10 protein-coding genes are annotated in these 12,999 nt (G+C 70.5%); 5 read left to right on the top strand and 5 right to left on the bottom strand.

All coding sequences use genetic code 11. The features are described from left to right. Positions 1-79: 79 nt before the first annotated feature. From AB0J58_RS30455 to AB0J58_RS30445, 3 genes are read right to left on the bottom strand one after another with little or no spacing between them, the layout of a single operon-like run. Complete coding sequence (locus tag AB0J58_RS30455) at positions 80-1,774, bottom strand: dihydroxy-acid dehydratase (protein ID WP_364222122.1); 1,695 nt, start codon at positions 1,772-1,774, stop codon at positions 80-82. A 50-nt stretch (positions 1,775-1,824) separates the two neighbouring features. Next, positions 1,825-2,799: a cyclase family protein gene (locus tag AB0J58_RS30450; RefSeq protein WP_364222119.1), complete on the bottom strand. Its 975-nt coding sequence runs from the start codon at positions 2,797-2,799 to the stop codon at positions 1,825-1,827. An 18-nt stretch (positions 2,800-2,817) separates the two neighbouring features. Next, entirely contained in the window at positions 2,818-3,681 is an 864-nt protein-coding gene (locus tag AB0J58_RS30445) for a carbon-nitrogen hydrolase family protein (protein WP_364222116.1), read from the bottom strand. Positions 3,682-3,834: 153 nt separating this feature from the next. On the opposite strand from AB0J58_RS30445, the gene AB0J58_RS30440 reads away from it, so the two are divergent. The 4 genes from AB0J58_RS30440 to AB0J58_RS30425 all read left to right on the top strand — a co-directional run bounded on the left by AB0J58_RS30440 (position 3,835) and on the right by AB0J58_RS30425 (position 9,426). Further along, on the top strand, positions 3,835-4,590 hold the full coding sequence (locus AB0J58_RS30440; RefSeq protein ID WP_364222113.1) for an SDR family oxidoreductase: 756 nt from the start codon (positions 3,835-3,837) through the stop codon (positions 4,588-4,590). 28 nt (positions 4,591-4,618) lie between these two features. Continuing rightward, the gene (locus AB0J58_RS30435; RefSeq protein WP_364222110.1) at positions 4,619-5,665 is read left to right on the top strand and encodes an ABC transporter permease; all 1,047 of its coding nucleotides are present in this window, start codon (positions 4,619-4,621) and stop codon (positions 5,663-5,665) included. A gap of 25 nt (positions 5,666-5,690) precedes the next feature. Next, positions 5,691-6,860 (top strand): substrate-binding domain-containing protein, encoded by a 1,170-nt coding sequence (locus AB0J58_RS30430; RefSeq protein WP_364222107.1) that lies wholly within the window; start codon positions 5,691-5,693, stop codon positions 6,858-6,860. 73 nt (positions 6,861-6,933) lie between these two features. After that, a complete protein-coding gene (locus AB0J58_RS30425) occupies positions 6,934-9,426 on the top strand; it encodes an ATP-binding cassette domain-containing protein (RefSeq protein ID WP_364222104.1) in 2,493 nt (830 codons plus the stop codon). Positions 9,427-9,532: 106 nt separating this feature from the next. Here AB0J58_RS30425 and AB0J58_RS30420 read toward each other — a convergent pair whose 3' ends face one another. Next, positions 9,533-10,561 carry a metallophosphoesterase family protein gene (locus AB0J58_RS30420; protein ID WP_364222101.1) on the bottom strand — a complete coding sequence of 343 codons (1,029 nt, stop codon included), beginning with the start codon at positions 10,559-10,561 and terminating at the stop codon, positions 9,533-9,535. Positions 10,562-10,759: 198 nt separating this feature from the next. On the opposite strand from AB0J58_RS30420, the gene AB0J58_RS30415 reads away from it, so the two are divergent. Then, a complete protein-coding gene (locus AB0J58_RS30415) occupies positions 10,760-11,770 on the top strand; it encodes a transglycosylase SLT domain-containing protein (RefSeq protein ID WP_364222098.1) in 1,011 nt (336 codons plus the stop codon). Positions 11,771-11,866: 96 nt separating this feature from the next. Here AB0J58_RS30415 and AB0J58_RS30410 read toward each other — a convergent pair whose 3' ends face one another. Then, the gene (locus AB0J58_RS30410) at positions 11,867-12,676 is read right to left on the bottom strand and encodes a hypothetical protein (RefSeq protein WP_364222095.1); all 810 of its coding nucleotides are present in this window, start codon (positions 12,674-12,676) and stop codon (positions 11,867-11,869) included. Between the last annotated feature and the right edge of the window lie 323 nt (positions 12,677-12,999).

The raw sequence follows: 12,999 nt of genomic DNA, 5'->3' as shown, positions 1-12,999 counted from the left end.
GGCGCCCTTGTTTGGGGAAAAACGGTACCATGCGTGCGGTAGTGCAGCATGCAACATGCAGCATTACCGCTCCGCGGGGTCAGAGGAACGACAGGTCGGCGCCCTCACCCGCGGGGAGGACCGTCTGCGCGTACAGTCGCCGCCAGCCTCGCTCGGGCAGCTCGGGCGGGGTGAAGTCCGCCCGGCGGCGCTCAAGCTCGTCCTCGTCCACCAGCAGATCGAGCCGTCGCGCCTCGACGTCCAGCCTGATGAGATCGCCGTTGCGGACCAGCGCGATCGGTCCCCCGGCGGCGGCCTCCGGGTCGCAGTGCAGCACCACGGTGCCGTAGGAGGTGCCGCTCATCCGCGCGTCGGAGACCCGCACCATGTCCCGGATCCCGGCGCGGGCCAGCTTGGCCGGGATGGGCAGGGCACCGGCCTCGGGCATGCCCGCGGCGATCGGGCCCGCGTTGCGCAGCACCAGTACGTGGTCCGGGGTGACGTCCAGATCCGGGTCGTCCAGGATCCGCTGCGCCTCCTGCGCCGAGTCGACGACCAGCGCGGGGCCGGTGTGGTTCATCAGGTGGGCACTCGCGGCGGCGGTCTTGATGACCGCTCCACCCGGGGCCAGCGTGCCCCGGAGCACGGCCAGGCTTCCCGCGGGGCCGAGCGGGTCCTCCAGGGGGCGGATCGTCGTCTGCCAGTCCTCCCGCGCGGGGGTCTCGGCGAGCAGCGATTTCAGGCTGTGCCCGGAGACCCCGACGGTCTCCGGTTCGAGCAGCGGTTCGAGGACCTTCAGCAGCGCGGGAAGCCCTCCGGAACGGTGGAAGTCCTCCAGGTACCCCGAGCCGGCGGGCTTGCAGTCGACCAGGAACGGCACCTCGGCACCGATCACGTCGAAGTCCCTGAGTTCGAGCTCCACGCCGGCCCGCCGGGCCACGGCGAGCAGGTGGATCAGCGCGTTCGTCGAGCCGCTCATCGCCGAGAGCACCCGGATGGCGTTGCGGAACGCCGCAGGGGTCATGACCTCCTTGGGCACCGGGCCGCCGGAGCGGGCGAGCTCGACGGCGCGGCGGCCGGTCTCGGCGCCGTGCCTGAGCCGGGCGCCGGTGGCCGCCGGGGGCGTCGCGCCGCCCGGCAGCATCATGCCGAGGGTCTCGGTGACGCAGGCCATGGTGGAGGCGGTGCCCATCACCGCGCAGGTGCCCGCGGTCGTCACGAGCTCGTTGCGCACGCTGGTGATCTCTTCCCGGTCGAGTTCCCCGCCCCGGTGCCTGCCCCAGAAACGGCGGCAGTCGGTGCAGGCGCCGAGCCGCTCGCCCCGCCAGCTGCCGGTCATCATCGGCCCGACGACCTCGAGCAGTACCGGCTTGTCCGAGGAGGCCGCGGCCATGAGCTGGGCCGGCACGGTCTTGTCACACCCGCCGAGCAGCACCGCGGCGTCCATCGGGAGGGCGCGGATCATCTCCTCGGTGTCCATCGCGAGCAGGTTGCGGAACAGCATCGTCGTCGGGGAGGTCAGGATCTCCCCGAGCGAGATGGTGGGGAACTCCATGGGAAGGCCGCCGGCCTCCAGCACCCCGCGCCTGACCGCCGCCAGCAGCGCGGGCATGTCGCGGTGGCAGGTGTTGTAGTCGGAGTTGGTCACCGCGATGCCGATGATCGGCCGGTCCAGCGCCTCGTCGTCGTACCCGCTGGAGGCCAGGAAAGCACGCCGGAGATATTTGCTGAAACCGTCGTCACCGTAGGACGTACGACTCCGGTCGATGACCGATTCAGTGGGTTTGGCGTGCATGGCGGTAATGCCTCCGGGGGTCAATCCGATCAGGGAAGAATGGGGCCGCGTCAGGGGCGGAGCGGCATGGCCAGCGGGCGCATCGGGGCGCCGGTCGCGCCGCGCAGTTTCATGGCGGCGGCCACGAAGGCGAACTCGTGGAGCCGCTCGGCCGAGATCTGCTCGCAGTCGACCACCTCCATGATGGGGATGCCCGCCTCCCCCAGCAGATAGGTGTGGACGACCTGCCAGTTCTCCTCGTCCGCGGCGGGCATCTGCTCCAGGGCGAGGGTGTCGCCGCCGATGACCGACGCGCCCAGGTGGGCGAGGAACCGCGCCCCTTCCAGGTTCAGGCCGGGGCTGTTGTCGATGTAGGCGTCGATCTTCGGCCACGCGCGCATCCGGCCGGTGCGCACCAGCGCCACGTCACCCGGCCGGAACTCGACGTTCTGGCGTCGCATGGCCTCGCGCAGGTCGTCCGCGCCGATCCCGTGGTTGTCCGGGAGCACGTCGACGCCGTGCAGCGCGGCGATGTCGAACAGGACCCCGCGGGCGATGATGGGCGGGATCTTGTCGGCGCCGCACTTGGTCCAGTGCCGGGAGGTGATGTGCTCCTCCGCGGAGAACCCGTTCCAGATCTGGCCGTTGTACCCGAAGTGGTTGAGGGTGTCGATGTGCGTCCCGCAGTGGGTGTACATCGAGATCGCGTCGCCCGAGTAGGAGACCAGCTCGTTCTGCGCGCGGCCCATTCCGGTGATGTCGTCCAGGACGGTGCCGGCGGGCGTGTGCGTCATCCACTGCTGGAAGCCCGGGTCACCGGCCTTGGTCCACGAGGGCATCCCGACGAAGTAGTCGACCGACAGGTCGATGACGCTGCCGCCGTCCGCCCGCCGCAGCACCTCGCGTGACGCCTCAGGGGTGAGCAGGTTCAGCATGCCGATCTCGTCGTCGGGACCGAATGGGCTATGGGTGACCTCGCGGAACTTCGCGCAGTACGCCGCGATCCTGTTCCTGGTCGCCTCACTGATGAGTGCCGGCCCGCACATGTGGTGTCCGCCTTCCTGTTACCGGTCCGGGGTCACCGGACGGGTGATCTCGCCGTACATCTCGGGGCGCCGCCCGGAGAACACCGGGAGCTCGAACTCGCCCGGCCTGATGACCAGCCTCTTCGTCCGGGAATCCCGGACGTCGATCGCCGCCCCGAACAGCCCTTCCTGCTCCCCCGCGTCCACCAGCACCGCCCCGGAGGGGGCGATGATCTGGCTCCTGCCGATGAAGCGGGTTCCGGACTCGGAGTCGGCGCGGTCCGCGACCGCGAGATGGACCAGGTTCTCCAGGGCGCGTACCCGGACCATGTGGTCGGCGAGGATGTCCGCCCCCTCCGGCCAGTTGGTGGGCATCGCGATGACGTCGGCGCCCTGCAGCGCGAGCTCGCGGGCGGATTCGGGGAAGCGCAGGTCGAAGCAGATCATCACGCCGACCCGGCCGAAGGGGGTGTCGACCACCCGTGGCGCCGCGTCGGCGCCCGGGTCGACGAAGCGGTCCGCGCCCAGGTAGGGCAGGTGCTGCTTGCGGTACCTGCCGATGATCCCGGTGGGTCCGAGCACCAGGGCGGTGTTGTGGACGCGTCCGTCCGCCTCCTCCAGCAGGCCCACCACTGCGTGGATGGAGTGCTCGCGGCAGGCGTCCACGATGCGGCCGACCCTCGGGTCCCCCGCGCTGATCGCGGCGGCGTGCGTCTCGGCCCGGGAGCCGAGCAGGTACCCGGTGAGCACGCATTCCGGGAAGACCACCAGTCGCTGCCCGGCCGCGGCGCCCTCTCGCAGGATGTCGACGACCCGATCGACGTTCGCCGCCACATCGGTTCGGTCGACGCCGACCTGAGCCACGCCGATCCGGATGCCGGTTTCGGTATCTGCGCCGGGCAAAGTGCCACCCCTTGGGTCCGCCGTGAGTTGAGTACGCCCCAGAGTGGCATGCAACATGTTGCACGTCAACGCAGTACTCGTCATTGACATGCAGCGTGCTGCATGCCAGTCTGGCCGACCAAATCGGACATTGTGCTTGAGAGGGATTGAGTCGTGCCGGAAGTAGTGATCCTCAGTGGTGCCGGAGGCGGGATCGGCGCCGCGACGGCGCGCGAATGCGCGGCAGCCGGCGCGTCCGTCCTGCTCACGGATCAGCGGGTCGACCTGGTCGAGCGGCTCGCGGCCGAACTCCGCGCCGACGGGGCCGACGCCGTGGCACACGGGCTGGACGTCACCGACGAGGAGGCGGTCGCCGGTGCGGTACAGGCCGCCGTCGACCGGTGGGGCCGGGTCGACGGGCTGGTGAACTGCGCCGCCACGATCGTGGCGAAACCGCTGGTCGACACCACTCTCGACGACTGGAACCGGGTCATGACCATCAACGCGACCGGGACCTTCCTGCTGTGCAAGCACGTGGTGACCGCGATGCTCGCCCAGCGGACCCCCGGGGCGATCGTCAACCTCTCCTCGATCTCCGGGACGGTCGGCCTGCCCAACCAGCCCGCGTACTGCGCCTCCAAGGGAGCGGTGCTGCAGCTTTCCCGCCAGATCGCCGTCGACTACGCCGCCTCGGGGATCAGGTGCAACGTGGTCAGCCCCGGCTCGGTGGCCACCGAGCAGCTGGCCACCTACCTGCGGTCCCAGCCCGACCCCGAAGCCGCCCGGCAGAGCCTCATCGCCGGCCATCCGATCGCGCGCCTGGGGGATCCGCACGAGGTGGCCAAGGTGGTCACCTTCCTGCTGAGCTCCGCCGCCGGCTTCATGACCGGCGCGGACGTGGCCGTCGACGGCGGCTACACCGCCATCTGAGCACGGATTCCCAGGAAGGGACTCGGAAATGTCTCGGCATACGACCTTGCCTCCGGCCAAGCGCGCCGGTCCTGGTGGGCTGCTCGACCTGCGCCGCCTCCGGGGCGGCCGGTTCTCCTCGATCTGGCTGATCACGCTGCTGCTCTTCGCCGTCAGCCCACTGATCTCACCCGGCAGCCTCTCCGGATCCGCCGTGCTGTCCATGCTGCCGTTCGCGGCGGTGATGGCGATCGCCGCGCTCGGGCAGACCCTCGTCGTCTCGCACGGCGGCATCGATCTGTCGGTGCCCGGCGGAATGGCGCTGGCCGCCGTGCTGGCCACCAAGCTGCCCGCGGTGTCGGGCGTCCCGGTCTGGGCGGCCGTCGCGCTCGGGCTGGTCGCGGGCGCGCTGGGCGGACTGGTCATCGGCATCGCCGTGGTCCGGCTCTCCATCGCGGCGTTCGTGGCCTCGCTCGCGGTGAACTCGATCCTCATCGGGGTGGTCCTGCAGGTCTCCAAGGGTTTCCCCGCGTCGGCCGGCCCCGCGCTGAGCGCGTTCGCGGTCGGCTCGGTGGCCGGCGTCCCCAACCTGCTGCTGGTCGCGGTCGTGGTGATCGGCCTCGCGCACTGGGGCATCCGGCACACGGTGCTCGGCCGGCGCTTCATCGCGGTCGGGGCCGGACGGCCCGCGGCGCGGCTGCTCGGCCTGCCCACCGGCTCCTACGAGGTGGGCGCCTACGTGGTGGCCGGAATCTGCTACTCGCTGGCCGGAATCCTGCTGGCCGGTTACCTGCGCACCCCGGACATCCTGCTCGGCGACACCTACCTGCTCCCCACCATCGCGGCCGTCGTCCTCGGCGGCAGCCTGCTGTCCGGCGGCATCACCAACCTGGCCGCCACCGCCGTCGCCGCGCTGTTCCTCACCCAGCTGAACCAGGTGGTCCTCGCCGCCGGCGCCTCCACCGCCACCCAGCTCCTGGTCCAGGCCGGCGTGCTGGCGCTCAGCGTGGTGGCCCGCGGGGTGCCCTGGAACTCCGTCCGCGCGCGGCTGCGAGGCCGCTCCCTCAAACCCGCTTCCACGCTGTCCTCGCCCTAGAGGCCTCCCCCAACAGGAGATCGCAATGTCCCTCACCAAAACCCGCCTGCGGGCCCGTCAGTCGGTCGCCGTCCTGGCCCTCGCCGCCCTCGGCGCGGCGGGCTGCGCCGGCGGCCCCGGTGAACCGGCCGCCGCCAACGGCGGTGTCGAGGCCGTCTACAACGACGCGGCCCGGACCGGAGACGTCTCCGCCCTCCGTCCCATGACGGACTTCTGCGGCACCAAGCCGGTGAAGGTCGCCCTGGCCGACGGCACCGGCGACAACGCCTTCCGCAAGACGGCCCGTGCCGAGTTCGAGGACGAGGCGAGCAAGTGTCCCAACATCACGCTGCTGCCGTACGCCGACGGCCAGAACAACCCGCAGAAGGCGATCAGCGACGTCAAGGCCCTGGTCGCCCAGGGCGTGGAGGCCCTGGTGGTCTTCCCCGACGCCGGCGAGGCGCTGCTGCCCACCCTGCGTGAGGCGTACAAGGCGGGCGTGCAGGTGGTGCCGTGGACGGCCAACCCCGGCGGCAAGCCGGGTACGGACTACACGACGTTCGTCGGCCACAACACGGTCAACGACGGCGTGACCTGGACCCGCTGGATGTGCGAGGCGCTCGGCGCCAAGGGCGGCAACGTGGTCTTCCTCGGCGGTACGCCGGGCAACACCCAGAGCCTCACCGAGATGGTCGGCATCGAGAAGGAGCTCAAGGAGAACGCCGGCTGCTCGGCCGTCAAGCTGCTGAACGACCCGGGCAAGCCGATCGACACCAACTGGAACCCCGCCCAGATGCAGAAGGTCGTCTCCGGGCTGCTCACCAAGTACCCGACCATCGACGGCGTGATCACCGACTCCGGTGACGCCTCCCTCGGCGGCATCCGCGCCTTCCTGCAGGCAGGCCGGCCGCTGCCGCTGTGGACCGCCAACGACCTCAACGGCTTCGCCTGCGCCTGGAAGGACAACTCGGACAAGCAGCCGAACTTCCAGACCGTGACCGTGTCCTCGCGTACCTGGATCATCCGGCTCGCGCTGCGCAAGGCCGTCGCCGCGCACCAGGGGATCAAGAACGACGAGCCCGAGATCATCAACATCCCGATCTTCGAGAACACGCTCGACGACTCGAAGGCCCCCAAGTGTGACCCCGACCTTCCCGCCAGCGCGATCCTGTCCTCCGAGCTCACGCCGGAGCAGCTCAAGCGGGCCTACAGCTGATCACTCGTTGTCTTCCGCCGGGCGCGCGCGCCCGGCGGAACGCACTGAGCCGGAGTAAGGAGTGATCCTTCGCATGGTCGAATCGACCACTGGACTGGTTCTCCGTGGAGTGACCAAACGCTTCCCCGGCGTCGTCGCGCTCGACGGGGTCGACTTCCAGGCGCACCCGGGCGAGGTACACGCCCTGGTCGGCGGGAACGGCGCCGGAAAGTCCACGCTCATGGCGGTGGCCTCCGGTGCGCTGGCACCCGACGCGGGCACCGTCGAGATCTCGGGCTCGCCGATGCGGCAGTCGTCCCCGATCGCCGCCCGGGAGCAGGGCCTGGCCATCGCCTTCCAGCATCCGGCGCTGCTGCCCGATCTCACGGTCACCGAGAACCTCCTGCTGAGCGTGCCGAAACGGCTCCGCCCGTCCTTCGGCGACGCCCAGGACTGGGCCAGGGAGAAACTGCTGCCCATGGGGATGGACATCGACCCGGCCGCCGCGGCCGGCCGGTTGACCCTCGCGGAGAAGCAGGCCGTCGAGATCTGCGGAGCCCTCGCCTGCGAGCCCAGCGTCCTGATCCTCGACGAGCCCACCGAGCCGTTCATGGTGGCCGAGATCGAGAGGCTGTTCGAGCAGATCAGGAAGCTCGCCGCCGACGGGATGGCGGTGGTCTACATCAGCCACCGGCTGCCCGACGTGATGGCCCTGTCCGACCGTCTCACCGTGCTGCGCGACGGGCAGATCCGCGGCACCTTCCTGGCCTCGGAGGTGACCGAGGAGGAGATCGTCACCCGCATCGCGGGACGGGAGATCGACGCGCTGTTCCCGCCGCGCCCCTCCTCGGTCGGCGACGTCGTGATGGAGGTCCGTGACCTGCGCTCGGACCGGCTCCACGGGATCACCACCACGCTGGCCCGCAACGAGGTCCTCGGCCTCGCCGGGGTGGAGGGCAACGGGCAGCGCGAGTTCATCCGCGCGCTGGGCGGAGCCGACCCGGTCACCGGCGGCACCGTCACCGTCGACGGCCGGGCCGTCGAACTCGGCAGCCCCCGCCGCACCCGCCGGGCCGGGGTGGTGCTCATGCCCCAGGAACGGCATGTCGAGGGCGTCGCCACCGTACTGTCGGTCAGGGAGAACCTGGGCGTCGCCGCCACCGGCAGGACCGCGGTCGCCGGAGTGGTGCGAGGCTCGGCGGAGAACGCGATCGTGGCCGAGGAGATCAGAGACCTCGGCATCAAGGTGGCCTCACCCGACTCCGCCGTCGATCACCTGTCCGGCGGCAACCAGCAGAAGGTGGTGCTCGGCCGGTCGCTGCTCTCCGCGCCCAAGGTGCTGCTCTGCGACGAGCCCACCCAGGGCATCGACGTCGGCGTCCGCTCCGACATCTACCACCGGCTCCGCTCCACCGCCGACTCCGGGACACCGGTGGTGGTGCTCAGCTCCGACAACGTCGAGCTCGCCGGACTCTGCGACCGGGTGCTGGTCTTCTCCCGGGGGGAGGTCGTCCGCGAGCTGACCGGGGACCGGATCTCCGAGCACGCCATCACCGAGGCGTCCCTCACCGCCGCGACCTCGGCACGGAGCGCCGAGGCCACCGGACGGGCACGGGGCACCGGCCTGCTCGGCGGGTTCCGCAGGCTGCTCTCCAGCGAGCAGGCGCCCAGCGCGTTCCTCGCCGTCGCGATCGTGCTGCTGGCCGCGGTGAGCGCGACCCGGAGCGACCGCTTCCTGTCCGAGTTCAACATCGCCAGCATGCTGGGGCTGCTGGCCCCCGTGCTCTTCCTCGCCGCGGGCCAGCTCATCGTCATGCTCACCGGAGGCATCGACCTGTCGGTCGGCCCGCTGAGCGGGACCCTCGTGGTCATCGCGTCGTTCTACGTCCTCGACGGGTACGGCACCGGATGGTGGATCCTGGGCTTCCTGCTGATGATCCTCGCGGCGACCGGCGTGGGACTGACCAACGGCATGCTGGTGAGATTCGCCCGGGTGACACCGGTGGTCGCGACGCTGGTGACCTACACCGCGCTGCAGGGACTCTCCCTGGTCATGCGGGACTCGCCCGGAGGCTCGATCTCCACCGCCGTCACCGAGGCGCTCGGCGCGCGCGTCGGCCCCATCCCGTACGCGGTGATCGTCGGCGCCGGTGTCCTGGTCGCGCTGGAGGTGATGTCCAGGCGCTCCATGACGGGGCTCCGGCTGCGCGGGGCCGGCTCGTCCGAGCAGGCGGCGCGCAAGCGCGGAATCCCGGTGGCCCGCGTGCACCTCGTGGTCTACCTGGCCAGCGCGCTGTTCACCGTGGTCGGCGCCCTGCTGCTGATGGCACAGATCGGCGTGGGCGACCCGACCGCGGGCGTCAGCTACACGATGGCCAGCATCACCGCGGTCGTGCTCGGCGGCGCCTCGATCTTCGGGGGCCGGGGCAGCTTCGTCGGCGTCCTGTTCGGCGTCGTCCTGCTGCAGGTCATCCAGAACGCCACGGTGTTCCTCGGCCTCTCGCAGTCATGGCAGTACTGGATGCTCGGCCTGATGGCCCTGGGCGCGACGGCGGTGTACTCGCAGGTCCGCACATCGCGGGCCTAGACACCGTCCGAATGAGGCCGGCCGGGTTGCGACGCTCGCGGAGACCCGCGTCGCGACCCGGCGGACGGCCGCCTCGGCCGTCCCTCCGCTCGGGGAGCACGCGACCTCAGGTGGGCGGTTCGGGCAGGACCAGCCCCAACTCGGCCGCCAGGTCGATCGTTCTGCCGGGTGTCGAGCACCGCCTGTCCAGGCCGGCCTGGTCGAGCCGGCCGTCACGGGCTTGGAACAGGTACTTCGCGGCGGGATGCCGGCGCAGCTCGTCCGTGGTGAGCTCGCCGGCGACGCGATACGCCGCGGCCACCAGGGCGGGAAGCGACGACCGCAGGTCCGCGGCCCACTTCTCGACCGTCTCCAGCCAGTCGCGTACGGCGGCGTCGGGCATCGAGCCGGCCACCGAGCCGGCCACCGGGGAGAATCGCGTGATCGCCTCGGCCAGCTCCTGCCAGGTGAGGTCACGCCAGGGCTTGGTCTTCAGGACGGGCAACTGCCACCGGCGCTTGGCGATCGACCAGTGATCCGCGTGCGCCCGCACCGAGTGGACCGTGAATCCCGGCACGCACAGCGCGGTCAGGTTCCAGCCGTGGCAGGCACCGGTGTCCAGGCCGAAGATCCTGCCGTCGCGGATCATCGGCTCACGCCCGGTCACATGATGGCCGAACACGACCGGCTTGGCGTCGGTGTAGTGGTCGTGCCAGTGGCCGTCCGGGAAGAGCGCGGTGAGCTCTCGCTGGCCGCCGGTCGAGCCGCAGAGGATCTCCTCCTTCTGGTCGGCCGGCGGAACTCCGGGCAGCATCGCGGCGTGCACGACCCGGACATGCTCGTTCTCGAAGTAGTAGGGCAGCGTCCGCATCCAGTGCACCGTTTCGGCGTAGCCGTCGCCCAGCTGCAAGCGCGTGATCTCCTGCGCGTAGGAGAAGATGCCGCGCACGTGCTTCCTCTCGTGGTTGCCCATGACCACGACCGAGTTCGGGCGCTCGCGGAAGAACCTGACCACCTCACCGGGCGCCGGGCCGCGGTCGACCAGATCGCCGACGCTGACCAGCAGGTCGTCCGGGCGGAGGTCGACTTTCTCCAGCAGTTCGAGCAGTTCGTCGAAGCAGCCGTGGATGTCGCCGACGATGACGGTACGTCGCACCCGGCGATCCTAGGCAGGCGGCGGTCCGGCGCGCAAAGGGTTTCCTCCGTCGACCGGTGTGATCACCAGTCCTCACCTGCGACACCGGCCCCAACGCTGACCGGCCGGGCGCGTCCCGGATCCCGATCTCAAGCGCTCGTACACCCAACGGCGAACATGTCCTCCCGGACGGATCGCCGCTCGGGTACGTTGAGGCCGATGAGAGATCAGCGCGCGGAGGTCGCACGGTCCCGGCCGAACGAGGAGACGGTGCCCGCGACGAGCCTGTGGACAGGCCGGTGGCGCGGGAGGCCGGTGGCCGCGGCGCTCGTGGGGCTGGCCGTCGCGCTCTCCGGCTGCGCCGGCTCGTCGGGTGCCGCCTCGTCGGTCGCTCCCCGGCGGACAGCCCCGAGCGAGGCGGTTCCGAGCGAGGCCGCTCCGGAGCCGTCGGCGACGCCACGGCCCGCCCTGCCCGATCCGAAGGCGGCGATCCCCAAGGACCCCGCGAAGCTGGCCCGCTCCCTGACCGGCACGATCGCGGAGCTTCGAGGCGCCATCGACGACTGGATCCGCGACGGGGACCCCGGCAAGGGGCGGCCCCCCGAGCCGGTGGTGCTGCTGACCCTGCAGCAGCAGCGCGTCTACCGCTTCCTCGCCCGCAACCCGGAGGTCGCGTCCCGCACCTACGCCAGGCTGTCGAAGTCCCTGGCCGCGCAGACGAAGGACAACGTGACGGCCATCCGGAACCTGCTCTCCCTGGTCCACCCCATCAGCGGGTCGGCGAAGTTCCGCGTCAAACCGGCCAAGCCCGCCGATGTCCTGCTCGGTCACTTCAAGTACGCCGAGCGCCGGTTCGGCGTCGACTGGGAGATCCTGGCGGCGGTGATGTTCGTCGAGACCAAGTTCGGCCGGGTACGGTCGCCGAGCCACACCGGGGCCAAGGGGCCCATGCAGTTCATGCCGGGCACCTGGGCCGCCTACGGGATGGGCGGCGACATCCAGGACACCCGGGACGCCCTGCTCGCCGCGGCCAACTACCTGCGTGCCTCGGGGGCACCGCGCGACTACCGGCGCGCGCTGTACGCCTACAACCACTCCTGGGCGTACGTCGACGCGGTGCAACTGCACGCCCGCCAGATCAAGCGCGACATCAGGAACTACTACGCGTACTACAACTGGCAGGTCTACGTGGTCACCACCAACGGCGACCGCCGCCTCACCGGTCCCTGACCCGGGGCACTCACGGGCGTTGGGGAACCCCCGACGCGGGAGTCACCGCACCGGGAGGTCCTCATCGCATGGCGCCGCCACCGGACCCCACGACCACTACGGCAGGCCGTCCTTGTCCTCGAGCCTGGTGGTCACCTTGTTCGCGGGCGGGGCCTTGATGGAGACCCTGCTCCCCCAGCCGGTGAAGCGGGTCTCCGCGCTGAGCGTCTTCCCTTCCCAGCCGGCGCTGTCGAAGATGCCGGTGACCGGGAAGGAGGTGGTCAGGCGCTGTGGGAGCCGGTCGCGGTCCACGGTGAGCTTGAACGTCACCACGGTCTTGTCGCTCGACCGAAGCGGCAGGGTGGCGCGGAACCAGGGCGAGACCTTGGCGAGCCGGCCGAACGTGGTGGTGCCGGTGTAGGTGTTACGGGTCTGCTTGGCCCCCTTGAGCAGGGTGGCGAGGGTCGCCGGCTCGGCGACGTTCACGAGCTGGCTGAACCAGCCGGCCACGTCACCGGTCATGCCCTTCGAGGTCTTGTACCAGCTCTTGCCACTCGGCATCTTGTCGCGGTAGGTGCCGCCCTGGGAGTAGCTCGTGGTGCCGATCCGGATCGTCCGCCCGGGGGCGAACATACCGTTGTGCTGCCCGATCCTCGGGTCGACAGGTGTCGCGGCCTTCGAGCTGATGTCCGAGGCGACGATCCCGGTTCTGCCGAACTGGAACGAGCCCGTGCGCTTGAGGTAGGGCTCAGTCTTGCCCTCCTCCTTCATGGTGCTGAGCTCGGTGAACTTCACGCCCTTGCCCGCGACCAGCCGGCTCTTCAACGCCTTGACCGGGTCCGCGGGAGCGGGAGCGGCCTGGGCGGGGGCTGCGGCCACGAGCAGGGCGGCCGTGGCCACCGCGGCACTCGCGATCACTCGCTTCATGTGGGTTCCTTGGTCGTCCGACAGGGAGAAAAAGGAAAGCCTGCCGGACCTTGATCACGAGCGCATCTCGAAATATATGATTCCGCTCGAAAAACCGATCAGCTTGGCTTTCTCTCCCTATTTCCCCCAACCTTCCGAGACGGAGATCCCGCGGCAGAGCAGCGAGCCGATCTCGGGAGACGACGAGGATCGTACGGACGCCTGGGTGCGGACCGAAACGGGCCGGCGGCGGGGCGGATTCCTCGGAGGCGGGGGGCGACTGTGCGCATCCCGCAGGGGAAGGGTCGGCCACACGCGCCCGTGGCCGACGATGTCATCGGGTC

It is taken from the genome of Streptosporangium sp. NPDC049644, assembly GCF_040675205.1.
GTDB lineage: Bacteria > Actinomycetota > Actinomycetes > Streptosporangiales > Streptosporangiaceae > Streptosporangium > Streptosporangium fukuiense.
The sequence above is the reverse complement of the archived record's forward strand: the minus strand, read 5'-3'. Positions and strand labels throughout refer to the sequence as shown.

Excerpts from the sequence above, each read along its gene's own strand:
- AB0J58_RS30455 (WP_364222122.1), bottom strand. The coding sequence starts at position 1,774 with ATGCACGCCAAACCCACTGAATCGGTCATCGACCGGAGTCGTACGTCC.
- AB0J58_RS30450 (WP_364222119.1), bottom strand. The coding sequence starts at position 2,799 with ATGTGCGGGCCGGCACTCATCAGTGAGGCGACCAGGAACAGGATCGCG.
- AB0J58_RS30435 (WP_364222110.1), top strand. The coding sequence starts at position 4,619 with ATGTCTCGGCATACGACCTTGCCTCCGGCCAAGCGCGCCGGTCCTGGT.
- AB0J58_RS30430 (WP_364222107.1), top strand. The coding sequence starts at position 5,691 with ATGTCCCTCACCAAAACCCGCCTGCGGGCCCGTCAGTCGGTCGCCGTC.
- AB0J58_RS30425 (WP_364222104.1), top strand. The coding sequence starts at position 6,934 with ATGGTCGAATCGACCACTGGACTGGTTCTCCGTGGAGTGACCAAACGC.
- AB0J58_RS30415 (WP_364222098.1), top strand. The coding sequence starts at position 10,760 with ATGAGAGATCAGCGCGCGGAGGTCGCACGGTCCCGGCCGAACGAGGAG.
- AB0J58_RS30410 (WP_364222095.1), bottom strand. The coding sequence starts at position 12,676 with ATGAAGCGAGTGATCGCGAGTGCCGCGGTGGCCACGGCCGCCCTGCTC.